The sequence below is a fragment of the Bradyrhizobium sp. SZCCHNR1098 genome (genome assembly GCF_032489375.1).
Classification (GTDB): Bacteria; Pseudomonadota; Alphaproteobacteria; order Rhizobiales; family Xanthobacteraceae; genus Bradyrhizobium.
In genome coordinates, this window is record NZ_JAUEXY010000001.1 from 631,956 (window position 1) to 658,892 (window position 26,937).

At 65.9% G+C, this 26,937-nt stretch carries 31 protein-coding genes; 13 read left to right on the top strand and 18 right to left on the bottom strand.

From position 1 onward, the window contains the following. The first annotated feature begins 105 nt into the window (after positions 1 to 105). A complete protein-coding gene (locus QX135_RS02875) occupies positions 106 to 1,047 on the top strand; it encodes an ABC transporter substrate-binding protein (protein ID WP_315770681.1) in 942 nt (313 codons plus the stop codon). Positions 1,048 to 2,184: 1,137 nt separating this feature from the next. On the opposite strand, the gene QX135_RS02880 is transcribed toward QX135_RS02875, so the two are convergent. Continuing rightward, positions 2,185 to 2,568: a hypothetical protein gene (locus tag QX135_RS02880; protein WP_315740669.1), complete on the bottom strand. Its 384-nt coding sequence runs from the start codon at positions 2,566 to 2,568 to the stop codon at positions 2,185 to 2,187. 227 nt (positions 2,569 to 2,795) lie between these two features. After that, entirely contained in the window at positions 2,796 to 3,599 is an 804-nt protein-coding gene (locus QX135_RS02885; RefSeq protein WP_316178827.1) for a hypothetical protein, read from the bottom strand. A gap of 114 nt (positions 3,600 to 3,713) precedes the next feature. Between QX135_RS02885 and QX135_RS02890 the strand changes: the two genes are divergently transcribed. Further along, positions 3,714 to 4,748 carry an aspartate-semialdehyde dehydrogenase gene (locus QX135_RS02890; protein WP_315740740.1) on the top strand — a complete coding sequence of 345 codons (1,035 nt, stop codon included), beginning with the start codon at positions 3,714 to 3,716 and terminating at the stop codon, positions 4,746 to 4,748. Positions 4,749 to 4,796: 48 nt separating this feature from the next. Beyond that, positions 4,797 to 5,339 carry a TIGR00645 family protein gene (locus tag QX135_RS02895; RefSeq protein ID WP_315740671.1) on the top strand — a complete coding sequence of 181 codons (543 nt, stop codon included), beginning with the start codon at positions 4,797 to 4,799 and terminating at the stop codon, positions 5,337 to 5,339. A gap of 66 nt (positions 5,340 to 5,405) precedes the next feature. On the opposite strand, the gene QX135_RS02900 is transcribed toward QX135_RS02895, so the two are convergent. After that, on the bottom strand, positions 5,406 to 6,050 hold the full coding sequence (locus QX135_RS02900; protein WP_315740672.1) for a carbonic anhydrase: 645 nt from the start codon (positions 6,048 to 6,050) through the stop codon (positions 5,406 to 5,408). Positions 6,051 to 6,151: 101 nt separating this feature from the next. Between QX135_RS02900 and QX135_RS02905 the strand changes: the two genes are divergently transcribed. Next, entirely contained in the window at positions 6,152 to 7,030 is an 879-nt protein-coding gene (locus QX135_RS02905) for a CoA ester lyase (protein WP_315740673.1), read from the top strand. Positions 7,031 to 7,034: 4 nt separating this feature from the next. On the opposite strand, the gene QX135_RS02910 is transcribed toward QX135_RS02905, so the two are convergent. The 5 genes from QX135_RS02910 to QX135_RS02930 form a co-directional block, all read right to left on the bottom strand. Beyond that, positions 7,035 to 7,406 carry a cytochrome c gene (locus QX135_RS02910; protein ID WP_315781693.1) on the bottom strand — a complete coding sequence of 124 codons (372 nt, stop codon included), beginning with the start codon at positions 7,404 to 7,406 and terminating at the stop codon, positions 7,035 to 7,037. A 34-nt stretch (positions 7,407 to 7,440) separates the two neighbouring features. After that, complete coding sequence (locus tag QX135_RS02915; RefSeq protein WP_315770567.1) at positions 7,441 to 7,857, bottom strand: DUF6455 family protein; 417 nt, start codon at positions 7,855 to 7,857, stop codon at positions 7,441 to 7,443. Positions 7,858 to 7,968: 111 nt separating this feature from the next. Then, positions 7,969 to 8,769: a hypothetical protein gene (locus QX135_RS02920; RefSeq protein WP_316178831.1), complete on the bottom strand. Its 801-nt coding sequence runs from the start codon at positions 8,767 to 8,769 to the stop codon at positions 7,969 to 7,971. An 81-nt stretch (positions 8,770 to 8,850) separates the two neighbouring features. After that, the gene (leuD, locus tag QX135_RS02925) at positions 8,851 to 9,453 is read right to left on the bottom strand and encodes a 3-isopropylmalate dehydratase small subunit (RefSeq protein ID WP_315777298.1); all 603 of its coding nucleotides are present in this window, start codon (positions 9,451 to 9,453) and stop codon (positions 8,851 to 8,853) included. Between the two features lie 90 nt (positions 9,454 to 9,543). Then, complete coding sequence (locus tag QX135_RS02930; protein ID WP_315740677.1) at positions 9,544 to 9,942, bottom strand: metallopeptidase family protein; 399 nt, start codon at positions 9,940 to 9,942, stop codon at positions 9,544 to 9,546. Between the two features lie 143 nt (positions 9,943 to 10,085). Here QX135_RS02930 and QX135_RS02935 point away from each other — a divergent pair, with 143 nt between their 5' ends. The 4 genes from QX135_RS02935 to QX135_RS02950 all read left to right on the top strand — a co-directional run bounded on the left by QX135_RS02935 (position 10,086) and on the right by QX135_RS02950 (position 12,290). Then, positions 10,086 to 10,394: a hypothetical protein gene (locus tag QX135_RS02935; protein WP_410052063.1), complete on the top strand. Its 309-nt coding sequence runs from the start codon at positions 10,086 to 10,088 to the stop codon at positions 10,392 to 10,394. 286 nt (positions 10,395 to 10,680) lie between these two features. After that, positions 10,681 to 10,950 carry a hypothetical protein gene (locus QX135_RS02940; RefSeq protein WP_315740679.1) on the top strand — a complete coding sequence of 90 codons (270 nt, stop codon included), beginning with the start codon at positions 10,681 to 10,683 and terminating at the stop codon, positions 10,948 to 10,950. A 94-nt stretch (positions 10,951 to 11,044) separates the two neighbouring features. Beyond that, on the top strand, positions 11,045 to 11,320 hold the full coding sequence (locus tag QX135_RS02945; protein ID WP_316178837.1) for a hypothetical protein: 276 nt from the start codon (positions 11,045 to 11,047) through the stop codon (positions 11,318 to 11,320). 328 nt (positions 11,321 to 11,648) lie between these two features. Further along, positions 11,649 to 12,290, top strand: a complete 642-nt coding sequence (locus QX135_RS02950) for a hypothetical protein (RefSeq protein WP_316178839.1) — start codon at positions 11,649 to 11,651, stop codon at positions 12,288 to 12,290. A gap of 84 nt (positions 12,291 to 12,374) precedes the next feature. Here the strand turns inward: QX135_RS02950 and QX135_RS02955 are convergent, their stop codons facing one another. From QX135_RS02955 to ffh, 7 genes are all read right to left on the bottom strand, one after another. Then, the gene (locus tag QX135_RS02955; protein ID WP_315715897.1) at positions 12,375 to 12,590 is read right to left on the bottom strand and encodes a hypothetical protein; all 216 of its coding nucleotides are present in this window, start codon (positions 12,588 to 12,590) and stop codon (positions 12,375 to 12,377) included. Positions 12,591 to 12,781: 191 nt separating this feature from the next. Then, the gene (gene leuC / locus QX135_RS02960; protein WP_316178840.1) at positions 12,782 to 14,188 is read right to left on the bottom strand and encodes a 3-isopropylmalate dehydratase large subunit; all 1,407 of its coding nucleotides are present in this window, start codon (positions 14,186 to 14,188) and stop codon (positions 12,782 to 12,784) included. A 450-nt stretch (positions 14,189 to 14,638) separates the two neighbouring features. Continuing rightward, the gene (gene rplS / locus QX135_RS02965) at positions 14,639 to 15,022 is read right to left on the bottom strand and encodes a 50S ribosomal protein L19 (RefSeq protein ID WP_015663536.1); all 384 of its coding nucleotides are present in this window, start codon (positions 15,020 to 15,022) and stop codon (positions 14,639 to 14,641) included. A gap of 109 nt (positions 15,023 to 15,131) precedes the next feature. Beyond that, positions 15,132 to 15,908, bottom strand: coding sequence for a tRNA (guanosine(37)-N1)-methyltransferase TrmD (gene trmD, locus QX135_RS02970; protein WP_316178842.1), 777 nt, complete (start codon positions 15,906 to 15,908; stop codon positions 15,132 to 15,134). Positions 15,909 to 16,107: 199 nt separating this feature from the next. Continuing rightward, a complete protein-coding gene (gene rimM / locus QX135_RS02975; RefSeq protein WP_316178843.1) occupies positions 16,108 to 16,704 on the bottom strand; it encodes a ribosome maturation factor RimM in 597 nt (198 codons plus the stop codon). 127 nt (positions 16,705 to 16,831) lie between these two features. Next, a complete protein-coding gene (gene rpsP, locus QX135_RS02980) occupies positions 16,832 to 17,164 on the bottom strand; it encodes a 30S ribosomal protein S16 (protein WP_008964221.1) in 333 nt (110 codons plus the stop codon). Between the two features lie 140 nt (positions 17,165 to 17,304). After that, positions 17,305 to 18,852, bottom strand: a complete 1,548-nt coding sequence (gene ffh, locus QX135_RS02985; RefSeq protein ID WP_316178845.1) for a signal recognition particle protein — start codon at positions 18,850 to 18,852, stop codon at positions 17,305 to 17,307. A gap of 413 nt (positions 18,853 to 19,265) precedes the next feature. On the opposite strand from ffh, the gene QX135_RS02990 reads away from it, so the two are divergent. Further along, positions 19,266 to 20,258 (top strand): MBL fold metallo-hydrolase, encoded by a 993-nt coding sequence (locus QX135_RS02990; protein ID WP_316178847.1) that lies wholly within the window; start codon positions 19,266 to 19,268, stop codon positions 20,256 to 20,258. Between the two features lie 83 nt (positions 20,259 to 20,341). Here the strand turns inward: QX135_RS02990 and QX135_RS02995 are convergent, their stop codons facing one another. Together QX135_RS02995 and QX135_RS03000 are read right to left on the bottom strand one after the other, a co-directional pair. Then, positions 20,342 to 21,052, bottom strand: coding sequence for an SIMPL domain-containing protein (locus tag QX135_RS02995; protein ID WP_316178849.1), 711 nt, complete (start codon positions 21,050 to 21,052; stop codon positions 20,342 to 20,344). 5 nt (positions 21,053 to 21,057) lie between these two features. After that, positions 21,058 to 21,828 (bottom strand): GyrI-like domain-containing protein, encoded by a 771-nt coding sequence (locus QX135_RS03000; protein WP_316178851.1) that lies wholly within the window; start codon positions 21,826 to 21,828, stop codon positions 21,058 to 21,060. Positions 21,829 to 21,998: 170 nt separating this feature from the next. Between QX135_RS03000 and dapF the strand changes: the two genes are divergently transcribed. Then, the gene (dapF, locus tag QX135_RS03005; protein WP_316178853.1) at positions 21,999 to 22,865 is read left to right on the top strand and encodes a diaminopimelate epimerase; all 867 of its coding nucleotides are present in this window, start codon (positions 21,999 to 22,001) and stop codon (positions 22,863 to 22,865) included. Then, the gene (gene mtaB / locus QX135_RS03010) at positions 22,862 to 24,211 is read left to right on the top strand and encodes a tRNA (N(6)-L-threonylcarbamoyladenosine(37)-C(2))-methylthiotransferase MtaB (RefSeq protein ID WP_316178855.1); all 1,350 of its coding nucleotides are present in this window, start codon (positions 22,862 to 22,864) and stop codon (positions 24,209 to 24,211) included. Before dapF ends, mtaB begins: the two co-directional genes overlap by 4 nt. A gap of 9 nt (positions 24,212 to 24,220) precedes the next feature. On the opposite strand, the gene QX135_RS03015 is transcribed toward mtaB, so the two are convergent. Further along, positions 24,221 to 25,114 (bottom strand): RNA pseudouridine synthase, encoded by an 894-nt coding sequence (locus tag QX135_RS03015; RefSeq protein ID WP_316178856.1) that lies wholly within the window; start codon positions 25,112 to 25,114, stop codon positions 24,221 to 24,223. Positions 25,115 to 25,173: 59 nt separating this feature from the next. On the opposite strand from QX135_RS03015, the gene ftsY reads away from it, so the two are divergent. Together ftsY and QX135_RS03025 are read left to right on the top strand one after the other, a co-directional pair. Further along, complete coding sequence (gene ftsY, locus QX135_RS03020; RefSeq protein ID WP_315757133.1) at positions 25,174 to 26,121, top strand: signal recognition particle-docking protein FtsY; 948 nt, start codon at positions 25,174 to 25,176, stop codon at positions 26,119 to 26,121. 120 nt (positions 26,122 to 26,241) lie between these two features. Then, entirely contained in the window at positions 26,242 to 26,844 is a 603-nt protein-coding gene (locus tag QX135_RS03025; protein WP_315740693.1) for a septation protein A, read from the top strand. Positions 26,845 to 26,937: the final 93 nt, after the last annotated feature.

Below are 26,937 nucleotides of genomic sequence, written 5' to 3' on the forward strand. Positions count from 1 at the left end.
ACCATCGCCCCGAGTTCGAGCCGAACGACCAGCGCCGCGCGCAGCGGCAATGGCAACGAGACCATCGTCAAAACGACAATCACCAGACTGAATGGAGGAACACCCATGATGAAGAAGCATCTCCTCGGCGTCGCGCTCGGCGCCGTCATGACCACGGGCGTGTCCGCAGGCGCGCGCGCCGACGATGTCTACATCCCCCTCGTCTCCAAGGGCTTCCAGCACCAGTTCTGGCAGGCCGTGAAGCTCGGCGCCGAGCAGGCCGCGAAGGCCGCCAACGTCAAGATCACCTTCGAGGGGCCCGAGACCGAGGCCATGGTCGACAAGCAGATCGACATGCTCTCGGCGGCGCTCGCCAAGAAGCCGCAGGCGATCGGCTTCGCCGCGCTCGATTCCAAGGCAGCGATTCCGCTGCTGAAGAAGGCAGATGCGGGCAAGATCCCGGTGATCGCCTTCGACTCCGGCGTCGACAGCGACATTCCGTTGACGACCTGCACGACCGACAACCTCGCCGCGGCCGGCCTCGCCGCCGACAAGATGGCGGACATGATCGGGGATTCCGGCGACGTCGCTGTGGTCGTGCACGACCAGACCAGCCGCACCGGCATCGACCGTCGCGACGGCTTCCTGAAGCGCATCAAGGACAAGCATCCGAACATCAAGATCGTCAGCGTGCAGTATGGCGGCGGCGATCAGCTGAAGTCGACCGAGATCACCAAGTCGATCCTGCAGGCCAATCCGAACCTCAAGGGCATCTTCGGCGCCAACGAGGGCTCCGCGATCGGCGTGCTGAACGGCGTCAAGGAGATGAAGAAGAAGATCGTCGTGATCGGCTACGATTCCGGCAAGCAGCAGAAGGCGGCGATCACCTCGGGCGAGATGGCGGGCGCGATCACGCAAAATCCGATCGGCATCGGCAGCTGCACAGTGGAGTCGGCGGTCAAGGCGTTAAAGGGCGAGAAGCTGCCGAAGGTCACCGACACCGGCTTCTACTGGTATGACAAGTCCAACATCACCGATCCGAAGATCGCGGCTGTGCTGTACGATTGAGACCGGTGCGAGGTCGGGCCGGGCGATCGCATATGATGATCTGAGTTTGTCGCGGTCCATCTCCGCGTCGTCATGGCCGGGCCCGTCCCGGCCATCCACATCGCGAGGCATCCCGGGAAGGACGTGGATGCCCGGGACAAGCTCGGGCATGACGGAGCAACCCACTCGGACGCCTGCTTGTCGCGACTGCCCGTCGGGCAAATCGGATCAGCTCTCGGGTGCGATCGATGCGATTGACGGAGGTTGCCAGTCGTCCCGTTGCTCTATTCCCTTCGCGGCGAAGAACTTTTTTCGCCCGCGATTTCAATCTCGTCCGCTTGATCAGTCGGACTCCGTCAAAAATTTCACTTTCGTTTTTCCAGAATCCATGGTCTTCTCCCTCCATCCCGCTTCGCTTGCGAGGGGCGTTTCGCGATCGTCACGAGGCGCGAGGCGGGAATGCGGTGGCCGCGAGGGCTCGCAGCATGTCCTAGGGGCATGCGGACGAACGAGGCTCTTGCGGACGTGAAGCTGCGTGGTCCTGGCGCCCCGATGCTGGCGCCAAGTCGGAAGGGCGATGATCCCGACGACAACGGTGGCTAACAGGCCGGACACCGGGGAGAGCGTAGAGTAAGCGTGAAGACCATCGCGCGGGGAAGGCCGGGTCGGTCCGACTGTACCTGTGGTTCCTGCCCCGTGCATTTTTCCCGCACGGGGGCCACGGGCCTCAGCCGAGGCCCGGCCTTCCCTGCGCCCTCTGCAAGGAGAGGGCGATCAGACGAGCAAAGACTCGGACGCGAAAGCGGGTGCGAGGATGACCAGTCGTGCCGAAAATTCCGGTGTCGTCCCGGCGAACGACGGGACCCAGACTCCCCGACATGGGTGTGAGGCACGCTGGAGCGATGAGACCGGGCGGTCATGCCGGCCGGTGGTTATGGATCCCGGCGTTCGCCGGGATGACACTGAGGGGTGGGAGCAGGCTGGCCTCCATCGGCGTGTAGCGATGTGTCAGCCATGTCTCCGAACGGTCGTCTCACACGTTCGAAATCGAGCAGTGACCAGCTCATGATCGATGACGACGCGATGGAACGTCAGCGCGGCAAAACAGCAAAAGGCCGGGCGGGGCCCGGCCTTGATGATCTGACGATGCGGCCGCCCTCAGTAGGGGATCGGAATCCGGGTCGGATAGCCGCCGAGATCGGACGGCGCCATCAGCGGCTGGCGGTCGATCGGCCGGTTCAGATTCTCGCGCGCGAACGACGGGTAGCCGACAGCCGGCGGGAACGCATAGTCCGAGAACTTGCGGTCGCCCGGAAGCACCTCGGTGCCGCCGTCGAGGAACGAGCGGCGGGTGATGTAGATGCGGGTGCGCGGGCCGGACTGGTAGGAATAGTTCGGATTGCCGTTGTTGGTGACGGCAACGGCACGGCGCTTGGTGGTGGCGGCATCCGCCGAGGTGGCGGCAAGAGACGTGACGGCAAGGCCCGTCGCGGCGATCACCGCCAAGGCCATGACCCGGGTCGCAGCAGGAAATTCGATCATCACGTCCTCTTCCTCGCGCCAAAAGGGGCGGGCGCTCGCCATGCGCATGATTTGGCCCGCACAATATCTGGGTCGGCTGTGGCATCACAAGGTCATTCCCGCGGCGAGGGGCAAGATAAATCCCTGCTGTGGCGGGAAAGTTGCATCAATATCCGTCACTTGCCCGTGGGTTTGACGGGTCGAATAGGATGCGTCACGCCCAGCAACATCCGGACGCAGGCAGACATTCACAAGGCGCCGCGCAGCCTCGGATTGGCGGTCGAAGTCACCCAATCGCCGCTGCCGCTGGCGATGGCGGGTTCGTCGCAGCCGCCGCGCCGCTGATCGGTCCCCATGAAAAGCTGGCTCAGGGCCCGGTTCTGGTCGGGCGCCAGCAGGGTCAGCCGGTTGAGCATGCAGCCGACCATGGCGCGGCGCGCCGGCATCGTCACGCCCTGGCACGACCAGCCGGAGATCCGCAAGCTCGGCTCGGCGATGGTCTTGAGAAAGCCGAGGCAGGCTCCGGCGCCCTCGGGAGCCCCAGCCCGGCGAACCAGACTGACGGGGCCGAACCGGCTGTCGATCACGCCGGCGGTCTCGAGCTCGGAGGCGGAGTTGCGCCCCATCCGGATCGCCAGATCGGCCTGGGGATCACGCCTTGCATCGCGCTCCGGTCCGAACCGGTAGATCTCGAGCTCGGCAGCGGGGCGATCGGCGGGGTCGCCCCAGCGCAACACGTCCTTGCGGCCGCCTTCGGGGTGGATGAGCACGGTGTAGGTGGCGGTCCTGTCGGGCTGGTCGGTGAGACGGAGCGAGAACGCCGGCACGGCGCCGTCGGCCAAGGTCCAGCCGACGCGGCCGGGCGACGTGTCATCGCCGCCGTCGAGATGGTTCCAGCCGGCCACGCCGAGCATGGCGATCAGCGCCAGAGCCCCCACATAGGCGAACAGGCGCGCAAATGTGCCGCAGACCTCGTCCGCGAAGCTCTGGAGCCCCTGCAGGACGGACGCGGATCGGGGCGCTGCGGCTGTTCTGGCCGAATCGGACTGCATCGAATGCGAGACATCGTGGTAACGTTGTGCCAGGGACGTTTCTCGCATAGAAGCGCTGCCGCTTCGGTTTCCGCTGACATGCGCGGTCGGCCATATTTCTTCGGAGAGTGAATGATGGGTTACAAAGTCGCAGTGGTCGGCGCGACCGGCAATGTCGGACGGGAAATGCTCAATATTCTGGACGAGCGACAATTCCCCGCCGACGAGGTCGTGGCGCTGGCCTCGCGCCGCAGCGTCGGCGTCGAGGTGTCCTATGGCGACCGCACGCTGAAGGTCAAAGCGCTCGAGCACTACGATTTTGCCGACGTCGACATCTGCCTGATGTCGGCCGGTGGTTCGGTGTCGAAAGAGTGGTCGCCCAAGATCGGCGCCGCCGGCGCGGTCGTGATCGACAACTCGTCGGCTTGGCGCATGGATCCCGACGTGCCGCTGATCGTGCCGGAGGTGAATGCCGACGCCGCCGCCGGCTTCAACAAGAAGAACATCATCGCCAACCCGAACTGCTCGACGGCGCAGCTCGTCGTCGCGCTGAAGCCGCTGCACGACAAGGCGAAGATCACGCGCGTCGTGGTGTCGACCTATCAGTCGGTGTCCGGTGCCGGCAAGGATGCGATGGACGAATTGTTCTCGCAGACCAAGGCCGTCTACACCAATGACGAGCTGGTCAATAAGAAGTTCCCCAAGCGCATCGCCTTCAACGTCATTCCACAGATCGACGTCTTCATGGAAGACGGCTTCACCAAGGAAGAGTGGAAGATGATGATGGAGACCAAGAAGATCTTGGATCCGAAGATCAAGCTGACCGCGACCTGCGTTCGCGTGCCGGTGTTCGTCGGCCACTCCGAAGCCGTCAATGTCGAGTTCGAGAATCCGATCACGGCGGATGAGGCCCGCAACATCTTGCGCAACGCGCCGGGCTGCCTCGTCATCGACAAGCACGAGCCGGGCGGCTACGTGACGCCCTACGAGGCGGCCGGCGAGGACGCGACCTATATCAGCCGCATCCGCGAGGACGGCACGGTCGAGAACGGTCTCGCCTTCTGGTGCGTGTCCGACAACCTGCGCAAGGGCGCGGCGCTGAACGCGATCCAGATCGCCGAGGTGCTGATCAACCGCAAGCTGATCACCGCGAAGAAGAAGGCGGCGTAACGGACTCGGTCAACACGCAACGTCTTCGGGGCGGGGGCGCGGGACACGATGAGCGAGAAGACCACGCCGGAAGCCGCCAAGCACGTCCCGGGTCCGGTCGAGCGCGGCCTCGAAGGCTTCCTGTTCAAGAGCCGCTGGCTGATGGCGCCGTTCTATGTCGGCCTCGTCATCAGCCTCGCGGTGCTCTTGTTCAAGTTCGTGTTGCTGCTGTGGGAGAGCGTCATTCATCTGCCCACCGCCAAGGAAAGCGACATCATCCTCGGCGTGCTCAGCCTGATCGACGTCTGCCTGACCGGCAATCTCGTGCTGATCGTGGTGTTCTCGGGCTACGAGAACTTCGTCTCGCGCATCGATCCCGGCGGCCATCCGGACTGGCCGGAATGGATGACCAAGGTCGACTTCGCCGGGCTGAAGCAGAAGCTGCTCGCCTCGATCGTCGCGATCTCGGCGATCCAGCTGTTGAAGGCGTTCATGAATCTCGACGCCGGCTACGACTCGACCAAGCTCGCCTGGCTGGTCGGCGTGCACATGACCTTCGTGGTGTCGACGGTGATGCTCGCGCTGTCGGACCGCTGGTCGGGTGATCATTGAACAGGGACGAATAGCGAGGAGCGAATGGCGAATAGGGCCGGTGAACTCCTCGCTACTTCCCATTCGCTATTCGCCAGCGCGCGCGCTCTTGAATTCCTTGGCCGCCTTGTCGAGCACGAACAGCGAGCCCTCGGCGACGCCGAAATAGGCCCCATGGAGCTGCAGGTCGCCGGCCTCGACCCGGCTGCGGACGAAGGGGAACGTCATCAGGTTCTCGAGGCTACGGAACACCGCGGCCTTCTCGATCCGGGTGACGAAGTCCTGGAAACTCTCATGCGTGCGCTGTTCGACGACCTCGCCGGGCTTGATGAACATCGACATCCAGCGGCCGATGAAATCGCCGGGCGACAACGGCGCCGCCTTGTCGACGAAGGCGCGGATGCCGCCGCATTGGGCATGGCCCAGGATGACGATGTGCTTCACCTTCAGCACGGTGACGGCGTATTCCAGCGCCGCCGACACGCCGTGCGCGTTGGCGTCCGGCTGATAGATCGGCACCAGGTTGGCGATGTTGCGCAGCACGAACAATTCGCCGGGACCGACGTCGAAGATCACCTCGGGCGAGACGCGCGAGTCGCAGCAGCCGATCACCATCACTTCGGGCGACTGGCCGCGCTCCGAGAGCTCGAGGTAACGGCTCTGTTCGGTCGGCAGGCGTTGGGTGGCGAAGGCGCGATAGCCTTCGAGCAGGCGTTGCGGAAACGAGATCATGGACCTTGCCTAAACACATGCGCCTTCCGGGAACAAGCCTTTCGGCCTGGCTCTCGAAATGGTATCGCGGGCCGCGTCGATAAACCAAGGGAAACGCCGAAATGATCCGCCCGCGCCGCAGTCTCCTGTTCATGCCCGGCTCCAATGCGCGTGCGCTGGAGAAGGGGCGGAACCTGCCGGCCGACGGGCTGATCCTCGATCTCGAGGATTCGGTGGCGCCGGATGCCAAGGCCGCCGCCCGCGACCAGATCGCCAAGGCGGTGGCGGCCGATGGCTACGGCAAGCGGGAACTGCTGATCCGTATCAACAGCCTGGATACGGCGTGGTGGAGCGACGACGTCGCCATGGCGGGACAAGCGGCGACCGACGGCATCCTCGTTCCCAAGGTGTCGACCGTCGAGGACCTTCGTCTGGTCACGGATCGTCTGGCCGAGGTCGGGGCAGATCCGGCGCTGAAGGTCTGGGCCATGATCGAGACGGCGCGCGCCGTGCTCGATGCCGATCTGCTCGCGGCCACGGTGCACGAGCCGGGCTCGCGGCTCGCCGGCTTCGTGTTCGGTCCCAATGACATCTCGCGCGAGACCCGCATCCGCATGCTGCCGGGCCGCTCCACGATGCTGCCGATGATCAGCCACTGCATCCTGGCGACGCGGGCCCATGGGCTGGAGATTCTGGACGGGCCTTACAGCGACTTCGCCAACACCGACGGATTCGCGCAAGAATGCATCCAGGCCCGCGATCTCGGCTTCGATGGCAAGACGCTGATCCATCCCGGCCAGATCGACGCCTGCAACGCGATCTTCACGCCGCCCGCCGACGAGGTCGCTGCGGCACGCAAGATCATCGCTGCGTTCGAGCTGCCGGAGAATGCCTCGCGCGGCGCGATCCAGATCGACGGCCGCATGGTCGAGCGGCTGCATGCCGAGATGGCGCGGCGCACGATCGCGATCGCCGATGCGATCGCGGCTGTGGCGAAGTGAGGCGTCAGATGCGGCGGAGACTGAGGATGTAGTTGACCAAGTCGCCGCGCTGCTCGGCGGTCAGGATGACGTTGGGCATCGTCGGGTGGCTGCTCTGCAGGAACACCTTGAGCGACAGCTCGGTGGTCGAGGGCATGTTGGCGACGGCCACAAAGTCGGGGGCGGTCGTGGTCTGGCTTCGCGCGCCGCTCGTGTCGATGGCGTGGCAGGTGCTGCACCAGGCCTCCGCCAGCTTGCGGCCGGCCTGCACGCTGTCGGCCGCGGGCGTCACGCCGCCGGCATTGTGCAGCCGGATCAACAGCATCGCGCCGAGCGCGAGCAGGATCGCGACGCCGACATGGAGCCAGGTGTTGCGGTACAGTTTGGGCAGGCTCATCGCGTTGCTTCGCTCAGTGGGAGGGAGACGGCGATCAGTGCTTGACCGCGGCGGTGCCCAGGCGGTCGATGGTCGGGGCGTTGAGGCAGTACTCCTCGTAGTGCTCGGCGCTCGTGCCGGCGGCAAGATCGCGATGGCAGCGCGGCTTGTCCTTGCACATGGCGCAGACGCGCTCCATGTCGCGCAGCACCAGCGGCTCGGCGCGCCCCAGCGCGGCTTCGTCGATGCCGAGCGCCTTCAGCATCCGGGGCAGCTCGTCGGCGGCGTGCTCGCCGTGACGGACCAGCTCGTCGAGATCCGCCGGTGTGACCTGCAGGTCCATCGCGATACGCTCGAAATCGTCGCGGTCCAGCTGCCGGATCTCGCTCAGCTCACGCCGGTGCCGGAGCCATTGCGCGAACGTATCGATCAGGAACTGAACCCGCGGATAGGGCTTGGCGTCTACGGTCATGACACGTCTCCGATGATTGTTCGCAATCAATCACCGGGTGGACGCGCGGACGTTGCGGTAGATCAAGCAGCGAATCGGTCCTGCGCAGGCCGCAAAGCTGCGCGGCGAAGGTCAGCGCGGGGCAAATCGCTCGGCCGCCCACGCATAGAGGCTGCCAGGGATCGGCGCCTCGCCGCCGCGGCCCTTCGGCGAGATGTGCAGGCCGATGATCGCGGGATCGCCGATCAGGCCGGAGAAGTCAGAGGGATCGAAGAACGCCTTCGGCTCGGCATGGACAGCGTAGAAGCTGCGCTTCGGCAGCGCGTGGCGCAGCGAGCCGTGGCGGCGGGCCAGCGCCGTCAGCGCGGCAGGGCCGAAGATGGCGACGCGGATGTCCGAGAGGCGGTCGGAGCCGCCGCGCAGGCGGCGCATCGCATAGGTGAGGCGATGACGCAGCGACAGCCAGTTCGGCGTCAGCTCGTCCTGCGCCATCAGCGCAGCGAACTCGGCGACGATCGGATCGTCCGGCGGCAGGTAGAGCACGGAGTTGCCGAGCTGCCGCGGACGCTCCCAGGCGAAGTAGGGCAGAGCCGGATCGATCTCGACCGGCCTGAGCAGCAGCACGTCGGCATCGAGCCAGAGGCCGGCGCGCTGTGCCATCAGCCGCATCCGGAAGAAGTCGCTGAACTGCAAGGTGGTCCAATCGCGCCAGCTGCCGTCGGGCTGCGGCGGCCTGAGACGTTCGGAGAATGCGTAAGGAAGGACCGCCCCGGCCTCGGCATTGCCGACGCCGTCGGGCAGGCCGGGCAGCGGATCGAAGCTGTAGACGGTGACCTTGTGGCCGGCGGCGAGCTGCGAGCGCAGGCAGGTCTGGCGCAGCCGGTCGAGCGGCCCGCGCCAGAAGGTGACGACCTCTGGCAATACACGCGTCAACGGCGGACCTGCTGGGCTGCTCTCGAAACAAGGCCCCGGACGAGGTCCGGGGCCCGCGAACTCTCTGCCTTCAAGCGGGGCTCAGGCCCAGGCGCGCTCGGCCAGCTTGGCCTCGTAGCTGTCGATCGAGGCCTTCTTCTCCAGCGTCAGCCCGATGTCGTCGAGCCCATTGAGCAGGCAGTGCTTGCGGAACGGATCGATGTCGAACTTGACGGTGCCGCCGTCGGGGCCGCGGATCTCCTGGTTGGCGAGATCAACCGTCAAGGTCGCGTTGGCACCGCGCTCGGCGTCGTCGAACAGCTTGTCGAGATCGGCCTGCGACACGCGGATCGGCAGAATGCCGTTCTTGAAGCAGTTATTGTAGAAGATGTCGCCGAACGAGGTCGAGATCACGCAGCGGATGCCGAAGTCGAGCAGCGCCCAGGGCGCGTGCTCACGGCTCGAGCCGCAGCCGAAATTGTCGCCGGCGACCAGGATCTTGGAATTGCGGTAGGCCGGCTGGTTGAGGACGAAATCCGGGTTCTCGCTGCCGTCGTCCTTGTAGCGCTGCTCCGAGAACAGGCCCTTGCCGAGGCCGGTGCGCTTGATGGTCTTCAGGTACTGCTTGGGGATGATCATGTCGGTGTCGACATTGATGATCTTCAGCGGCGCGGCGACGCCTTCCAGCGTGGTGAACTTGTCCATCGGGGCACCTTCGAGAATACGGGCAGGCCGCTGTTTAGCCCGAACGGCAGGGCGGATAAAGTCAAAATCCCGGTGCTATCGGCCGGGTCGTCAGTCGACGGACGCCTCGATCGCCTCCATGTCGTCGTCGGACATTCCGAAATGGTGGCCGATCTCGTGGATCAGGACGTGGCGGACGATGTGCCCAAGACTCTCGTCGTGCTCGGCCCAGTAATCCAGGATCGGACGGCGGTAGAGCCAGATCATGTTGGGCAGCCGGGGCAGGTCGTCGTTGCTGCGAAACGGCAGTCCCGTGCCCTGGAACAGGCCGAGCAGGTCGAACTCGCTTTCGGCCTGCATCTCGTCGAGCACCTCCTCGGTCGGAAAGTCGTCGACCCGGATGATGACGCCCTCGCAAAGCCTGCGAAAATGCTCGGGCAGACGCTCGAACATCTCGTGCGCCATGACTTCCATGTCGGCGAGCGATGGGGCTTTCAGATCCGTCCACATTGCCGCCTTCTAGCCCGGCTTTGATCATCTTGCATCTTGGTTCTATGACATGTGGGGCGGCGCCGGTTGACGCAGGGGATGAAAACGGCGACCGTCTTGGCGCGCGAATTGGGGGTTGGGGACAGATGAGACAGATGTCGATGGTGCTGGCCGGGACGGCGTTGGCCGCGGCGGTCGTGATCTCGATCTCGGCGGGAGCGCAAGCGGAGCAGGCCGCGGGCCTACGCGGCGCCGTCCAGAGCGAGATGAGCACGGATCTCTCCGCACAGCGCCGGCAACGACGAATCCAGATCTATCCGCGCTACGAGGGTCATTGGCAGCCGGACGTGGTGCCGCGCTTCAATCCGGGTCCGAACGCGGTTCGTGTATGCGATGCCACTTATGTTCCGGAGCATCGGCCGAGCGGCACCGTGATCGTCCCGCATATGAGTTGCGTCTGGCGACGCGGCTGACTCCTGGGTCCCGCGCACTGATCGGCTCGGCAAGCGCGCACGTGATTCGGTCGCGATCGCGACGTTGCCTGATGTTACCGTCCGGACACAGTGCCGATATGTCGCGCACTGCGGTGGAACCATGTGCGACATATCGGCATTCTGCTCCTGCGCAGGTCTTCATGTCCCATTCACGTCGCTCGTTCGAGACTGGTCTGCGTCGCGCTGCTGCGGCCGCCCTTCAGGCAACTGACAAGGCGGAATGTACGGTGCCGGACGTGATGTCAGGCGATCGAGGGAGAAGTTCATGACTGTGATGAAGCTGTTGGGCATCGCGGCGGTTGGCGCCGTTCTCGCGATGGCTGCCCCCGCCGAACGCGCGCAGGCGCTGTCGCTGATCAATCCGGGCGCCGCGACCGCGGTGCAGCAGGGCACGGTGCAGGAGACCACGCAGGTGCATTGGCACGGCCGCCACCATTGGCATCCCCGGCGCCACTACTATCCTCGGCATTACTATCATCCGCGGCATCACTGGCGGCCGCATCACTACGGATATCGCCATCACGGCCGCTGGTAAGCCGCGCTTTCCGGCCGATCGAGACAATGACCGAAATCAAACAGGCCCGCTTTGCGGGCCTGTACGTTGATGGGGGCTGGCAACGAGGTTCGCCATGAAACCATCAATCAACAGAACCTGGCTCGGGATCGGCATCGTCACGGTGGCGATGCTGCTCGCGAGTTCCGCCGCCACCTCTCCTGTCGCCGCAGCGCCCGCCGTCACGCAGGCGCGTCAGACCGCAACGGATCCTGGCCCGCGCCGGGAGGGTCGCAGAGTGAAGCCCGTGGTGTCGACGGCGGAGGTGCCCCACTATCTTGACCGTCCCACGGACTACGCGCCGGCCTATCCGCCGGGCCCCTTGGTTCTGTTCACGCCGTTCTACGATTGAGGCCATGTCAGCGAGGCGCGTCGCGTTCGCGGAGCAAATGCCTGCGCGTGGTTAGTTGCGAAGTCCCCGCACGAGCAGCGCGTCAGCCCTTGCGTCGGCATCCGTGATCCTGAGTTGCAGGACGACGTAGAGGCTCACGTGCATCTCCTCTGCCGCGACGCCACGCCGCAGATGCGCGTGCACCGTGCATCACTGACGAGCATCATTCATGCCGCATTCACGTCGCTATCTCTACGTTCATGTTGGGGCGCGCCAATTCCACCGATCGGACAACCAGCATCGGCGCTGCATGGGTCCATCGTTGCACGGCATTCAGGGAGAAGGGACCATGATGAGGATGAAGGACCAGCGCGCTGGTCTGGCTCGTCGCCTCAGTCTTGCGGCGGCGACATTGTTTCTCTTGGCCGGCGCGTCCGGCCGGCCGGCGCTTGCGATGTCGCCGGTGAGTCCCGGCGCCGGGCCTGCGACGCAGGCGCCCTCCGACGTGTTGGCCGTTCAGGTCCGAGGACCCGGCGGCCATGGCGGGGGTGGCGGCGGCGGACATCCCGGCGGTGGATTTCACGGCGGACCGGCCTTCCACGGCGGCGGCGGTGGCCCGGCGTTCCATGGCGGCGGCGGCCACGCCTTCGGAGGCGGTGGTCCGCGTCCCGTCTTCCACGGCGGCGGCCCGGCCTTTCACGGCGGATTCGGCCCGCGGCCGGTGTTCCATGGCGGCGGCTATCATTATCGTCCGCACTATGCCTACCGGCCGTACTTCCATCACCACCGCCGGCACTTCTACGGCTATCGCAGCTACTACACGCCGGTCTATACGTCGGGCTACTACTATCCTTATCGCCGCTGTCGCGTCGTCTGGACCTACTACGGGCCGCGCCGCATCTGCCACTATCGGCATTGGCGGGGTCATCACTGGCGTCCTCATCACCGATGGCACCATCGCCACCACCGGCACCATTGGCGCTACTACTGACGGTGTCTGAAGTTCGAACGAGACAGGGAAGGACGCTCAACGGCGTCCTTCTCTCATTTCAAGGGGATGAGTGGGGCGCGGCGGTCAGAGCCAGTCCTTGAACTGCCAGTTCCTCACACTCAGCTTCCAAGGCACCAGCGTTTCCAGGCGCCATTTGGCGAAGCGGCCGGGCGGCCAGTTCGACAGCCGCCGCTCCTCCTTCGGAGCCTCGGGCTGGGCAATGATCTTGGCGGGCGGTGTCTTCCGGCGCTGGCGCGTCGCATCACGGATGAGGTCGACGTATTCCGGCTTGTCGGCCATGTCGGGCTCCTCGGCACGTTCCTCTGCAGACGCAGCGCGTCCGGCGGTAGGATTGTGCGCGCTGAGACTTAAGAAGCCATTGCCGAACTGTGTCGATGTTGAGGTGAAATGAAAAACGCGACGGCTTGGGGAAGCCATCGCGCTCGTTTGTAGACCGGCCGCCGTGCCGGATGTGAAGCAGCGAGATGACGTCAGCGCCAGTCGCGCACGTCGACGAAGTGTCCTGCGATCGCGGCCGCCGCAGCCATCGCCGGCGACACCAGGTGGGTGCGGCCCTTGAAGCCCTGGCGTCCCTCGAAATTTCGGTTCGAGGTCGAGGCGCAGCGCTCTTCGGGCGCCAGCTTGTCCGGGTTCATGGCGAGGCACATCGAGCAGCCTGGCTCGCGCCATTCGAAGCCGGCCTTGATGAAGATCTTGTCGAGGCCCTCGGCTTCCGCCTGCTCCTTGACGATGCCCGAGCCCGGGACGACCATCGCATTGACGTGGCCGCTGACGGTCTTGCCTTCGGCGATCTTGGCTGCGGCGCGCAGATCCTCGATGCGACCGTTGGTGCACGAGCCGATGAAGACGCGGTCGAGCTTGATGTCGGTGATCTTGGTGCCCGCGGTCAGGCCCATGTACTTCAACGCGCGATGCTTGGAGATGCGCTTGGCCTCGTCGGCGATCTTGTCCGGATCGGGCACAACGCCGGTTACCGAGATCACGTCCTCGGGCGAGGTGCCCCAGGTCACGATCGGCGGCAGCTTGGCGGCGTCGAGCCGGAGCTCATGGTCGAAATGCGCGCCGTCGTCGGAGCGCAGCGTCTCCCAGTAGCGCATCGCCGCATCCCAGGCCGCGCCCTTCGGCGCCTTGGGACGGCCGCGCAGGAAGTCGAACGCCTTCTGGTCGGGCGCGACCAAGCCGGCTCGTGCGCCGCCCTCGATCGACATGTTGCAGACGGTCATGCGGCCTTCCATCGACAGCGCGCGGATCGCCTCGCCGGCATATTCCAGCACGTAGCCGGTACCACCCGCGGTGCCGATCTCGCCGATGATGGCGAGGATGATGTCCTTGCCCGTCACGCCGTCCGGCAGCACGCCGTCGACCGTGACGCGCATGTTCTTGGCCTTCTTCTGGATCAGGGTCTGCGTCGCCAGCACATGCTCGACCTCGGAGGTGCCGATGCCGTGCGCCAGCGCGCCGAACGCGCCATGGGTCGAGGTGTGGCTATCCCCGCAGACGATCGTGGTGCCGGGCAGCGTAAAACCCTGCTCCGGCCCGATCACGTGCACGATGCCCTGGCGGCGGTCGAACTCGTTGTAATATTCGATGCCGAACTCCTTGGCGTTCTCGGCCAGCGCCTTGATCTGCTCGATGCTCTCCGGATCAGGGTTCGGCTTGGAGCGGTCGGTGGTCGGCACGTTGTGGTCGACGACGGCGAGCGTCTTCTCCGGTGCATGCACCTTGCGGCCGGTGGCGCGTAGGCCTTCGAACGCTTGCGGCGAGGTGACCTCGTGCACCAGGTGACGGTCGATGTAGAGCAGGCAGGTGCCGTCCTCGGCTTCGTGCACCAGATGGTCGTTCCAGATCTTGTCGTACAGCGTGGTCGGTTTCGACATGAGCGAATGCTCCCGGGAATTTAAGGTTTGAAACTGGACGCGTGGCGGGCACGCGTGAACAATCAGGAATGGCGCTGCGGCTTACAGCGCGCGCCTAAGCTCTGATGTTGCCGAGGTGGCGAAGCGTCCGAAGAACCGCCCGGGCAGCCGGCGGCGATCGTCGATGACGACGCGGCGACAGGCCATGCTGGTGCGATCTAGAACCATTCGAGGGCGTTATATAGCACGCAGCCACCGAAGTGCGAGATGCGTTTGTCGCAGTGAGGATGCGCGATCTCTCCGCTGTCATTCCGGGGCGCGTCGACGACGCGAACCCGGAATCTCGAGGTGATCAGGTCAATCGAGATTCCGGGTTCAGCCCCTTCGGGGCTGCCCCGGAATGACGGCAGCGCAAAAACAAAAAAGCGCGGGGCCAGCCCGCGCTCTTCGTCAATCCAATGAAAGCAACGACTACTCGTTGACGGCGGTCTGCTGCCGGTCCTGCTTCTCGACGATGCGGGCCGACTTGCCGCGCAGCTGGCGCAGGTAATACAGCTTGGCGCGACGCACCTTGCCGCGGCGCACGACCTTGATCGAATCGATCATCGGGGAGAGGATCGGGAACACGCGCTCCACGCCCTCGCCATAGGAGATCTTGCGCACGGTGAAGCTCTCGTTGATGCCGCCGCCGGACCGGCCGATGCAGACGCCCTCATAGGCCTGCACGCGCGTGCGCTCGCCTTCGACCACCTTCACGTTGACGATCACGGTGTCGCCTGGGCCGAACTCCGGAATGGTCTTGTTGGCGGACAGCTTGTCGAACTGCTCTTTTTCGAGCTGCTGAATCAGGTTCACGGGTAAATCTCCATCGGCGGCGCGCCCAGCCGGGTCACGCGGGGGCTGCGCTTGTTCCTGCCGTCACTTGCGGAATTGGGCGCTCCTATAAGCCAAAGCGCGAGGCTTGTCACCCGTCTGTCGTGCTTTTTGGCTCTTTTTGGCTGGTCTCTCTTTGTTCTCGGCCGTCGCGCGCCTGCCATTCGGCCCACAAATCCGGCCTTCGCGCTTCAGTCAGCGCCTCGGCCTGGGCGCGGCGCCAAGCGGCGACCTTGGCGTGGTCACCCGAGGTGAGCACATCCGGAATGGTCCGGCCTTCGAATAGCTGGGGCCGGGTGTATTGCGGGTATTCAAGTAGGCCATCGGAAAAACTCTCGTCGGTGCCCGATTCGAGCTTGCCCATCACGCCTGGGAGCAGCCGGACGCAGGCGTCAATCAGCACCAGGGCGGCGATCTCGCCGCCCGACAGCACGTAGTCGCCGATCGAGACCTCGGTCAGCGAGCGGGCATCGATGACGCGCTGGTCGATGCCTTCGAAGCGACCGCAGACGATCAGCGGGCCCGGACCGGCCGCGAGCTCGCGGACGAGGGCCTGGGTCAACGGCTGGCCACGCGGGCTCATCAGCAGCTTCGGCCGCTCGGGATCGATCGCCGCCGCGTCGATCGCCGCTGCCAGCACGTCCGCGCGCAGCACCATGCCGGGGCCACCGCCGGCCGGCGTGTCATCGACGCTACGGTGCTTGTCGTTGGCGGACGCCCTGATGTCGCGTGCCTCGAACGACCAGATGCCGGAGGCCAGCGCGCGGCCGGCCAGGCTGACGCCGAGCGGCCCGGGAAACATCTCCGGGAACAGCGTCAGCACGGTGGCGCGCCAGGGTGCGGCTGGGGATGGGGACGAAGTCGTCATGATGCTCTGTTAAGGTACCCAGGTTGCGAGATCGAGCCCTGGATCAGCATTGCCGGCTTTTGCGACCTCGACACCGGTGTCGTCTCGGACAAGCCGTGACGCGCACCCGCGCGTCGCGGCGCCGATCCGGGACCCATACCGCGCGATGTTGGAAATGGGCACGCGGCCAACCCCCGTGTGAACCAACCAGCTGCGGTGGTTATGGGTCCCCGCTTTCGCGGGGACGACGAGCGGAGTTTGAGGCGGCAGCGTCGTCTTGATCCGACGCCAACTCATCCGAGGCCGATTCATCATCGCCCTCGATCTCTGCCGGCAGCTCGATGATCACGCGCCCACCCGCGAGATCGACCGTCGGCACCACCGCATTGGTGAACGGCAGCATCAATGTGCTGCCCGAGGGCGGGGCGATCTCGATGATGTCGCCGGCGCCGAAATTATGGATGGCGAGCACGCGGCCGAGCTGCGCACCGTCAGCGGTCTCCGCGGCGAGGCCGATCAGGTCGGCGTGGTAGTATTCGTCGTCAGCCGTCTCGGGCAGGCGGTCTCTGGGCACGTAGAGCTCGAGCCCGTTGAGGCGTTCGGCCGCATTGCGGTCGGTGACGCCCTTGATGGCTGCGACCAGATGGTCCTTGGCCTCGCGCGCCTTCGCGACCTCGAACGAACGGCTGCCGTCCTTGGTCGTGAGCGGGCCGTAATGCAGCACGGCCAGCGGATCCTCGGTGAAGGTCCATAAGCGAACCTCGCCGCGCACGCCATGCGCGGCGCCGATTCTGGCGACACAGATGAGCTTGGACATCAGCGTGCCTCGTCCTTTGAGACGCGCTCGAACGCGCGCTCCTCAGGAGGAGGAGCCAGATCCTCATGCAAGGGAGCACGGCGCAAGCCGTGCGTCTCGAAGCATGAGGCCGCGCTCGTCAACGACCTTAGCCCTTGGCGGCGGCTTCGGCCTGCGCCTTGCGCTCCTTGCGCGGCACGGCCTTGATCGGGTTCTGGCGGGCTTCGCGCTTCTTGACGCCGGCGGCGTCGAGGAAGCGGGCGACGCGGTCGGACGGCTGCGCGCCCTTGGCGAGCCAGCCCTTCACCTTCTCCATGTCCAGCTTGAGGCGTGCCTCGTTGTCCTTCGGCATCAGCGGATTGAAGTAGCCGAGACGCTCGATGAAGCGGCCGTCACGCGGGAAGCGCGAGTCGGCGACGACGACGTGATAGACCGGGCGCTTCTTGGTGCCGGCGCGGGCGAGACGGATGACGACGGACATGAAAGTTCTCCTTTGAGGTCGATGTATTGATGTGAACGGTGGATGTGATCGTCATTGCGACCGAAGCGAAGCAATCCAGGGCGGCGTGTGCGACTCTGGATTGCTTCGCCGCTTCGCTCCTCGCAATGACGGGAGTGAGGTCATTTCTTCTTCCCCGGAGGCAGGCCGAGGCCCGGCAGAGTCGGCTTGCCGCTGAGACCGGTGAGGCCCGGGAGGTTCGGCAGGCCGCCGCGCAGGCCGGCGGGCAGATCCTTCGGCAAATTCGGCAGTCCGCCGGGCATGCCACCCGGCATCTTTTCCGCAAGCGCCTTGAGCTGATCCGGTGACGGCATGCCACCACCGCCGCCAAAACCCATCGCCTGGGCGATGCCGGCCAGCGGGCCGCGCTTGCCGGAGCCCATGGCCTTCATCACGTCGGCCATGTTCCGGTGCATCTTGAGCAGCTTGTTGACGTGCTCGACGCTCTGGCCGGAGCCGGCGGCGATGCGCTTCTTGCGGCTCGCCTTGAGCAGGTCGGGATGCTTGCGCTCCTCGCGCGTCATCGAATCGATGATCGCGACCTGGCGCTTGAGGATCTTGTCGTCGATGCCAGCGGCGGCGATCTGGTTCTTCATCTTCGAGATGCCGGGCATCATGCCCATCAGCCCGCCGATGCCGCCCATCTGCGCCATCTGCTGCAGCTGCTCGCGCATGTCGTTGAGGTCGAACTGGCCCTTGCGCATCCGCTCGGCGGCGCGCGCGGCCTTCTCGGCGTCGATGTTCGCCGCGGCCTTCTCGACCAGCGAGACGATGTCACCCATGCCGAGGATGCGGCCGGCGATGCGCGAGGGATAGAAGTCCTCGAGCGCGTCGGTCTTTTCGCCGGTGCCGAGCAGCTTGATCGGCTTGCCGGTGACCGCGCGCATCGACAGCGCCGCGCCGCCGCGGCCGTCGCCGTCGATACGGGTCAGCGCGATGCCGGTGAGGCCGACGCGCTGGTCGAAGGCGCGGGCGAGATTGACGGCGTCCTGGCCGGTCAGCGAATCCGCGACCAGCAGCACCTCGTGCGGGTTGGCGACCGCCTTGATCTCGGCGGCCTCCTTCATCATGTCCTCGTCTAGCGTGGTGCGGCCGGCGGTGTCGAGCAGCACCACGTCGTAGCCGCCGAGCTTGGCGGCCTCGATGGCGCGGCGCGCGATCTGCGGCGGCATCTGGCCGGCGACGATCGGCAGGGTCGGGATGTCCAAGTCGCGGCCGAGCACCGCGAGCTGCTCCATGGCGGCCGGACGGTAGACGTCGAGCGAGGCCATCAGCACCTTGCGCTTGTCGCGCTGGACCATGCGGCGCGCGAGCTTGGCGGTGGTGGTGGTCTTGCCCGAGCCCTGCAGGCCGACCATCATGATCGGCACCGGCGGCACGGCGTTGAGGTCGATGGTCTGGCCGTCGTCGCCGAGCGTCTTGACCATCTCGTCATGGACGATCTTCACGACCATCTGGCCGGGGGTGACGGACTTGACGACGGTGGCGCCGATCGCCTGCTCGCGCACGCGCTCGGTGAAGCTGCGGACAACTTCCAGCGCGACGTCGGCCTCGAGCAGCGCCCGGCGGACCTCGCGCATTGCGGCGTCGACATCGGCCTCCGACAGGGAGCCTCGCCCCGTCAGCCGATCGAGAATGCCGCCAAGCCTTTCCGACAGATTGTCGAACACTTGCTTCGTCCTTTGTCCTGCGGAACGCAGGCGCTTGAATTGCTCGGTCGTCATGCCCCGTGCAGACGGGGCATCCAGTACGCCGCGGCGTCTCGGATCGAGCCGCACCGTCTCGGAGTACTGGATCACCCGCTTTCGCGGGTGATGACCACCATGTATGTTTCGGCAAGGCTCGCCGAAACGGAAGTTCCAAACACGTTTGCGCCCGAGGGCGCACAGCGCTGTCGGGCGGTGACCTCCGGCCTCCAGGGCCGGGCGGTGGCTCGAAAAGACGAAACTTTCCGAAATTCGGCCGGGTTAAACCCTCAGCAGCCGCAAAAGTCAAGGAAACTTGCTTCTCGCCGTCCCGTTGCCGGACCCTGTGGGGGCGCTTACCTCTTGCGCCAGTTCAGCTTTCCCTTGCGAGGACGACCTTGCTGCGCCGTTCCAGGACCTATTCCGGCCCCGTCACCGACCATTTCGACGGCAAGCGCTTCTACGATCCCGACGGCGTTCCGCCCAAATCCCTGTCCCAGGTGCTGCGCTGGCAATTCGACCGCAACCGCAAGCGTTCCCGCTGGCCGTCCTGGGCGGCGAGCCCGCACGCCGACACGCCGCCGCACCGGATCGACGGCGAGACAGTGCGGCTGTCCTTCATCGGCCACGCCAGCTGGCTGGTCCAGACCGGCGGGATCAACATCCTGGTCGATCCTGTCTGGTCGGAGCGGGTGTCGCCATTCGCGTTCGCCGGTCCCCGGCGGCACAATGATCCCGGCATCGCCTTTGAGGGGCTGCCGCATATCGACGTCGTGCTGGTGTCGCATGGGCACTACGATCATCTCGACATCCGGACCTTGTCGAAGCTGACCGCGCGCTTTTCACCGCGCGTCGTCACGCCGCTCGGCAACGACCTGACGATGACACAGGCGGACTCCAAAATTCGCGCCGAGGCCTATGACTGGCACGATCGCGTGACCCTGAACAAAGAGGTCGCCGTGACCCTGGTGCCGACGCGGCACTGGACGGCGCGCGGGCTCTTCGACCGCAACAAGGCGTTATGGGCGAGCTTCGTGCTGGAGACGCCGCGCGGCAGGCTCTACATCGTCTGCGATTCCGGCTATGGCACCGGCGCGCATTTCCGCCGCGTGGCGGAGCAGCACGCGCCGATCAGGCTCGCCATCCTGCCGATCGGCGCCTACGAGCCGCGCTGGTTCATGCGCGACCAGCACATGAACCCAGAGGACGCCGTCCAGGCGCTGCAGGATTGCGGCGCGGAGGCCGCGCTGGCGCATCACCACGGCACGTTCCAGCTGACGGACGAGGCGATCGATGCGCCGGTCCACGCCTTGCACGCCGCGCTCGACCAGGCCGGCATCCCGCGCGAGCGGTTCGGCGTGCTGAAGCCGGGGCAGGTGGTGGAGATCTGACTCGCTGTCGCAACCACAAAAGGTGTCGTCGCGCTATGGGTTCACGACCGCGCGTGAATGGGCCGCGCCGAAGGGAGTGCGCCTTACTGCCCCGGCTTGATCGCCCAGGTCACGTTGACCGTGATCGACAATGTCTCCTCGCCCTGTGCCACCGGCGTCGGCGTCGCGGCCATCGGTGCGGCGAAGGTCTTGGCGCGGAACACCGGCGCCGGAGCGCCGTCCTCGGAGATGCTGAGCGGCTGGCCCAGCGTCACGCCGGCGGCCTTGGCGTAGATCTCGGCCTTGCGGCGGGCATCTGCGACGGCCTTCTCGCGCGCCTGGTCGAGCAGCTTGGACGGCTCGGCGACGCTGAAATAGATGTTGCCGACATCGTTGGCGCCGGCCGCGACCAGCGTGTCGATCACGCTGGCGACCTTGGCGACGTCGCGCACCTTGATGGTGACGCGATTGCTGGCGCGATAGCCGGTCACGGCCGGCTGGGCCGGCCGGTTCTGCGCATATTGCGGCTGCAGCGACAGCCGCGAGGTCTGATAGTCCTTGTCGGCGATCCCCGCCTGCTTGAGCGCCTGCAGCACCTTGGCCATGGCGGCGTTATTGGCCTCGGCCGCCTCGCGCGCGGTCTTGGCGTCGGACGCCACGCCGGCGTCGATCTGCGCCAGATCCGGCGGCGCCGACACGCTGGCCTCGCCGCTGACGGTGATCGCCGGTGTGTCCTGACGGGCGATGTCATCCGCCAGCGCCGGCAGTGCCGTACTCGCCGCAAGTGCGGCTACAAACATCGATCTGATGATCATGGTGCTCACTTCAGCGGCACGTAGACGTTGATGACGAGCTTATCCTCGGCCGTCTTCAAGGGGTCGGTCAGGTACTCCTCGATGAAGGTGTCCTTGGCCTCCAGCCGGCGCTCGTCGAGGTGGTTGGTGATCGCCTCGTAGGTGTTGTCCATGTTGTCGTAGGAGCCGCGATGGACGAACTTCAGCGCCTTGCCCTCGGGCGACTGGCCGATGCTCATCCCCTTGCCGAGCGTCTTCGGCTCCTGCTCGATCGGCATCTCGGCCAGGAAGGTGAAGCCGGTGTCGTCGGTCGAGGTGTAGACGATCATGCCGTTGCCGGCGGGCTTGATGCCCTGCTTGTCCAGCGTGGCCGACAGCGTTTTGAAGGAGTCGATCAGCGTTTCGAACGCATTGTCCCAATTGGCGGTGCCCTTGACGAGGACAACCTTCTTCGCCTCGAGCTTGATCTCGTCGCCGAAGGCGTCGGCCGCCTGGGCTGGCGCCGCGGCCGGCGGCGACGTGGCCGGGGACTGGGCTGCGGTCGGAGATGACGACGGCGAGGGGCTTGCGCTGGCGGCCGGCATCGGGCTGGTCGCGGGCGCCGGACTGGCCGACGCGGCGGGCGCAGGAGAGGCCGGCACCGCCGGGGCCGGTAGCGCGCTCGGGGCCGGTGCGGGCGTGGCTGAGGCCGCCGGAGCCGGCGAGGCCGACGGCGCCTGGGCCCGGGCGAGCGTGCCGCCGAGCAGAAGCGCGACCGAGCTCACGGCCAGAACGAGGCGGAAAGTGCTGAGATTCATTCGACTATTCTCCAGTGGCCGTGCTGCTTTGCCCGGTTCGTGCCGGCGAATGAACCGGTCCTAACATGCTCGGCGGCGCGGCGTCCCATGACAGATGCGTCATGTCGCTCTGCAGGCTGGTCAATGCCGCGCCATTCGCCATATAAGGCGGACACAATTTGGATATTTTCATGAGCGCGCTGGCCAACCACAGCTTCGTCAAGATGAACGGGATCGGCAACGAGATCGTCGTGGTCGATCTGCGCGACGTGAAGCATGTCGTCACGCCGGACGAGGCGCGGGCGGTGGCATCCCGGGTGCCTTACGACCAGCTGATGGTGCTGCAGCCGCCGCGGCTCGACGGCACCGAAGCGTTCATCCGCATCTACAACAACGATGGATCGGAGTCCGGCGCCTGCGGCAACGGCATGCGCTGCGTGGTGCGCCAGGTGTTCGGCAAGACCGGCCAGACCAGCGCGACGTTCGAGACCCGCGCCGGATTGTTGAACTGCTGGCAGGGGCCGGCGCCCGACCTCTACACCGTCGACATGGGCGTGCCGAAGTTCGGCTGGCAGGAGATTCCGCTCGCCGAGGAGTTCCGCGACACCCGCTACATCGAGCTGCAGATCGGGCCGATCAATGCCCCGATCCTGCATTCGCCCTCGGTCGTCAACATGGGCAACCCGCACGCGGTGTTCTGGGTCGACGACGTCAATGCCTATGATCTGGAGCGCTTCGGGCCGCTGCTGGAGAACCATCCGATTTTCCCGGAGCGTGCGAACATCACGCTCGCCCACATCGTCGATCGCGACCACATCACGATGCGCACCTGGGAGCGCGGCGCGGGGCTGACCAAGGCCTGCGGCTCGGCGGCCTGCGCGACCGCGGTCGCGGCTGCCAGGCTGAAGCGCGCCAACCGAATCGTGCAGATGACGCTGCCCGGCGGCGAGCTCACGATCGAGTGGCGCAAGCGCGACGATCACGTGCTGATGACGGGCACCGCCGCATTCGAGTTCGAGGGGCGGTTCGAGCCGTCGATGTTCGCCAGCGTCGCATGAGCGTCGACGTCGTCACCTTCGGCTGCCGCCTGAACGCGTTCGAATCCGAGCTGATCGCGAAACATGCCGAGGCGGCCGGCGCCGATGACACCATCGTCATCAATAGCTGCGCCGTCACCAACGAGGCCGTGGCGCAGGCGCGGCAATCCATCCGCAAGCTGAAGCGCGAGCGCCCGGCGGCGCGCATCGTCGTGACCGGCTGCGCCGCGCAGACGCAGGCCACCATGTTCGCTTCCATGCCCGAGGTCGACCGCGTCATCGGCAATGACGACAAGCTGCAGCCCGACGCGTGGCGTGCGACGACACAGGCGCTGGCCGTGCCACGCTTCGGCATCGATGCGTCCGAGAAGGTTGCCGTCTCCGACATCATGGCGGTGACGGAGATGGCGCCGCATCTGGTCGATGGCTTCCAGCGCGGCCTGCCGCGTGTCTTCGTCCAGGTGCAGAACGGCTGCGACCATCGCTGCACGTTCTGCATCATCCCGTTCGGCCGCGGCAATTCCCGCTCGGTGCCGATGGGCGCCGTGGTCGATCAGGTGCGCGCGCTGAGCGAGCGCGGCCATGCCGAAATCGTGCTGACCGGAATCGACCTCACGAGCTATGGCGCGGATCTGCCGGGCGCACCCAAGCTCGGCCGGCTGGTGAAGCAGATCCTGCGCCACGTGCCCGAGCTGAAGCGCCTGCGCATCTCCTCAATCGATTCGATCGAGGCGGATGCCGACCTGCTCGATGCCCTCGCTGATGATGCGAGGCTGATGCCGCATCTGCATCTGTCGCTGCAGGCGGGTGACGATCTGATCCTGAAGCGCATGAAGCGGCGGCATGCGCGCGCCGATGCCATCGCATTCTGTGCTCAGGTGCGCCGGCTGCGGCCGGACATCGCGCTTGGCGCCGATCTGATCGCGGGCTTCCCGACCGAGACCGAGGAGATGTTCGCAAAGTCGCTCGACCTGGTCGAGGAATGCGGCCTCACTTTTCTGCACGTGTTTCCGTATTCGCCGCGCCCGGGCACGCCGGCGGCGCGCATGCCGCAGGTGGACGGCGCCGTCATTCGCGACCGGGCGCGGCGGCTGCGGGTCGCGGGAGAGGCGGCGTTGCGGCGGCGCCTGGATGCCGAAATCGGCTGCGAGCGCGAGGTGCTGATCGAAAGCTCGACGCAGGGCCGGACGGAGCACTATCTGCCGGTGTTAGTCACTGGCGCCGAGCCCGGCGCCGTGCAGCGGTTCAAGATTGCGGGGCACGATGGGTCGAGGCTGTTAGTCCCACCCTCACTGTCATCGCCATACATCAAGCCGGGCGATGACAGCTGGGGATGTGGCGAGAGCACTGCTCACACTAGCGCCTGATGCGGCGGCTCACTCCCCGTTCCACCCGCACATCCTGAGTCGCTCATGCATGTGCACCGGCGCCGGCGCCACCACGTGTACCGGCGGCTTGTTTTTCGACAGCGGGATCGAAATCTCGCGCGCGTGCAGATGCAGCCGCGGCTCGCCGAAGCGCGGGCCGTTGCCGTAGATGTTGTCGCCGACGATCGGCCAGCCCGACGCAGCCGAATGCACGCGCAATTGATGGGTGCGGCCGGTCACTGGTTCCATGGCGAGCCAGGTGAGTCGCGCACTGCGATTGGAGTGCACTGACTCTACACCCGGCAGATGCGCTCCCTCCCCCCTTGTGGGGGAGGGCTGGGGAGGGCGGTGGCTCCAAGCGACACTGCCCGTGGGGGCCCTCACCCCCGACCCCTCCCCGCAAGGGGGAGGGGAGTCGTTGCCACGAGTGGGAGGGGAGTTCAGGGATAGACTGGCAAGAGAGTATGATCGCCCCAGCACGCGCCATTTCGTCACCGCCGGCTGCCCTTGCGGATCCGGCTTCTGCCACCAGCCGCGCTCGGCGTTGAGCTTGCCGAGCGGCAGCTCGATCACGCCCTCGTCAGCGTCAGGCCCGCCCTCGACCACCGCCCAGTAGGTCTTCGAAATCTTGCCGTGCTTGAACAAAAGCCCGAGCGAGGCCGTTGCCTTGCGATGACGGCCGAGCACCAGACAGCCCGAGGTTTCCTTGTCGAGCCGATGCGCCAGCACCGGCGGGCGCGGCAGGCCGAAGCGCAGTGCGTCGAACGAGGCTTCGAGGTTCGGTCCGCCCTTTGGTCCCTTGTGCACGGGAATGCCGGCCGGCTTGTCGATCACCAGCATCAGCCCGTCGCGATGAAGCACGCGGGCGAGCATCTCCTCGTCGCTGGGTTGGTTAATGTCCATGGAAACCGTAACGCGGGTGTGAGCTTTCGTTTGCGAATGGAAAGGGCTAACACCACGCCATGAACGATACCACCTCCGAAACACCCAAGCTGTCGTGGTGGCGGCGGCTGTCCGCGGGCCTGAAGCGCACCTCCGGCGCGCTCGGCACGGCCGTGGCCGATCTCGTCACCAAGCGCAAGCTCGACCGCGCGATGCTGGACGACATCGAGGACGTGCTGCTGCGCGCCGATCTCGGTACCCAGGTCGCTGCGCGGATTGCGGAGGCCGTCGGGACCGGCCGCTACGACAAGGCTATCAGCGCCGACGAGGTGAAGGCGGTGGTCGCGACCGAGGTCGAGAAGGTGCTGTCGCCGGTGGCGAAGCCGCTCGAGATCGCGCCGGGCCACAAGCCGTTCGTCATTCTCGTCGTCGGCGTCAACGGCTCCGGCAAGACGACCACCATCGGCAAGCTGGCCGCGAAATTTGCGTCCGAGGGCAGGCAGGTGATGCTGGCGGCGGGCGACACGTTCCGCGCCGCCGCCATCGAGCAGCTCAAGGTCTGGGGCGAGCGCACCAAGGCGCCGGTCATCGCCGGCGCGCAGGGCTCGGACTCGGCCAGCCTTGCGTTCACCGCCATCACCGCGGCCAAGGAGCAGGGCCGCGACATTCTGCTGATCGACACCGCCGGCCGTTTGCAGAACAAGGCCGAGCTGATGAACGAGCTCGAAAAGGTGGTGCGTGTCATTCGCAAGGTCGACGCGTCGGCGCCGCATGCGGTGCTGCTCGTGCTCGACGCGACGGTGGGACAAAATGCGCTGTCGCAGGTCGAGGCGTTTCATCGTACGGCAGGCGTCACCGGTCTCGTGATGACCAAGCTGGATGGCACGGCGCGCGGCGGCATCTTGGTGGCGCTGTCGGAGAAGTTCAAGCTGCCGGTGCACTTCATCGGCGTCGGCGAGGGGGTCGACGATCTCTCCCCGTTCGCCGCCAAGGATTTCGCGCGGGCGATTGCGGGAATCGAGGATTGACGTCACGGTGCGGCGCGCCTGCGAGCCTTTCCGCCCGTTGCGCGGCCTCCTCCGCCACGAGACATCAGAGGCTACTGGATCATCCGCGGCCGCGGATGATGACAGCCAACGGGACATGGAATGGACAAGACCCAGCCGCATCCGCTGTTCAAGCTCGCGACCGAACTCGGTCCGCTGATCGTGTTCTTCGTGGTCAACGCCAAGTTCAATCTGTTCGCTGCGACCGGCGCGTTCATGGTGGCGATCATCGCGGCGCTGATCGCGTCCTATGTGGTGACGCGGCACGTGCCGCTGATGGCGCTGGTGACCGCCGTCGTCGTCATCGTGTTCGGCACGCTGACCCTGGTGCTGCACGACGAGACCTTCATCAAGGTCAAGCCGACCATCATCTACTGCCTGTTCGCGGCCGTGCTCGGCGGCGGTCTGCTGTTCAACCGCTCCTTCATCGCGATCATGTTCGATCAGATGTTCAACCTGACGGCCGTGGGCTGGCGCATCCTCACCTTCCGCTGGGCGCTGTTCTTCGCGGCGATGGCGGTGCTGAACGAGATCATCTGGCGCACGCAGAGCACGGATTTCTGGGTCGGCTTCAAGGCTTTCGGGGTCGTGCCGCTGACCATGATCTTCGCCATCGCCCAGATGCCGTTGATCAAACGCTACCACCAGGACCCGGCGTCGCTCGAAGCCAGCGATGCGGCCGAGGGGGATGTGAGCAAGGGGTAGCTCCGCCAGTGCCCTCTTTGCGAGGAGCGTAGCGACGAAGCAACCCAGGGCTGCGCGAGGACTCTGGATTGCTTCCCCGACCCGTTGGCTAGC

Coding starts and splice junctions, on each gene's coding strand:
- QX135_RS02945 (WP_316178837.1), top strand. CDS start 11,045: ATGAAACCATCAATCAACAGAACCTGGCTCGGGATCGGCATCGTCACG.
- mtaB (WP_316178855.1), top strand. CDS start 22,862: ATGAGCGTCGACGTCGTCACCTTCGGCTGCCGCCTGAACGCGTTCGAA.
- QX135_RS02885 (WP_316178827.1), bottom strand. CDS start 3,599: ATGCAGTCCGATTCGGCCAGAACAGCCGCAGCGCCCCGATCCGCGTCC.
- QX135_RS02900 (WP_315740672.1), bottom strand. CDS start 6,050: ATGATCTCGTTTCCGCAACGCCTGCTCGAAGGCTATCGCGCCTTCGCC.
- QX135_RS02905 (WP_315740673.1), top strand. CDS start 6,152: ATGATCCGCCCGCGCCGCAGTCTCCTGTTCATGCCCGGCTCCAATGCG.
- trmD (WP_316178842.1), bottom strand. CDS start 15,908: ATGACGACTTCGTCCCCATCCCCAGCCGCACCCTGGCGCGCCACCGTG.
- QX135_RS02895 (WP_315740671.1), top strand. CDS start 4,797: ATGAGCGAGAAGACCACGCCGGAAGCCGCCAAGCACGTCCCGGGTCCG.
- QX135_RS02875 (WP_315770681.1), top strand. CDS start 106: ATGATGAAGAAGCATCTCCTCGGCGTCGCGCTCGGCGCCGTCATGACC.
- leuD (WP_315777298.1), bottom strand. CDS start 9,453: ATGGACAAGTTCACCACGCTGGAAGGCGTCGCCGCGCCGCTGAAGATC.
- ftsY (WP_315757133.1), top strand. CDS start 25,174: ATGAACGATACCACCTCCGAAACACCCAAGCTGTCGTGGTGGCGGCGG.
- QX135_RS03025 (WP_315740693.1), top strand. CDS start 26,242: ATGGACAAGACCCAGCCGCATCCGCTGTTCAAGCTCGCGACCGAACTC.
- rimM (WP_316178843.1), bottom strand. CDS start 16,704: ATGTCCAAGCTCATCTGTGTCGCCAGAATCGGCGCCGCGCATGGCGTG.
- QX135_RS02955 (WP_315715897.1), bottom strand. CDS start 12,590: ATGGCCGACAAGCCGGAATACGTCGACCTCATCCGTGATGCGACGCGC.
- QX135_RS03000 (WP_316178851.1), bottom strand. CDS start 21,828: ATGAATCTCAGCACTTTCCGCCTCGTTCTGGCCGTGAGCTCGGTCGCG.
- QX135_RS02880 (WP_315740669.1), bottom strand. CDS start 2,568: ATGATCGAATTTCCTGCTGCGACCCGGGTCATGGCCTTGGCGGTGATC.
- rpsP (WP_008964221.1), bottom strand. CDS start 17,164: ATGTCCGTCGTCATCCGTCTCGCCCGCGCCGGCACCAAGAAGCGCCCG.
- QX135_RS02910 (WP_315781693.1), bottom strand. CDS start 7,406: ATGAGCCTGCCCAAACTGTACCGCAACACCTGGCTCCATGTCGGCGTC.
- leuC (WP_316178840.1), bottom strand. CDS start 14,188: ATGTCGAAACCGACCACGCTGTACGACAAGATCTGGAACGACCATCTG.
- QX135_RS02890 (WP_315740740.1), top strand. CDS start 3,714: ATGGGTTACAAAGTCGCAGTGGTCGGCGCGACCGGCAATGTCGGACGG.
- dapF (WP_316178853.1), top strand. CDS start 21,999: ATGAGCGCGCTGGCCAACCACAGCTTCGTCAAGATGAACGGGATCGGC.
- QX135_RS02930 (WP_315740677.1), bottom strand. CDS start 9,942: ATGTGGACGGATCTGAAAGCCCCATCGCTCGCCGACATGGAAGTCATG.
- QX135_RS02915 (WP_315770567.1), bottom strand. CDS start 7,857: ATGACCGTAGACGCCAAGCCCTATCCGCGGGTTCAGTTCCTGATCGAT.
- QX135_RS02940 (WP_315740679.1), top strand. CDS start 10,681: ATGACTGTGATGAAGCTGTTGGGCATCGCGGCGGTTGGCGCCGTTCTC.
- QX135_RS02995 (WP_316178849.1), bottom strand. CDS start 21,052: ATGATCATCAGATCGATGTTTGTAGCCGCACTTGCGGCGAGTACGGCA.
- QX135_RS02950 (WP_316178839.1), top strand. CDS start 11,649: ATGATGAGGATGAAGGACCAGCGCGCTGGTCTGGCTCGTCGCCTCAGT.
- QX135_RS03015 (WP_316178856.1), bottom strand. CDS start 25,114: ATGGACATTAACCAACCCAGCGACGAGGAGATGCTCGCCCGCGTGCTT.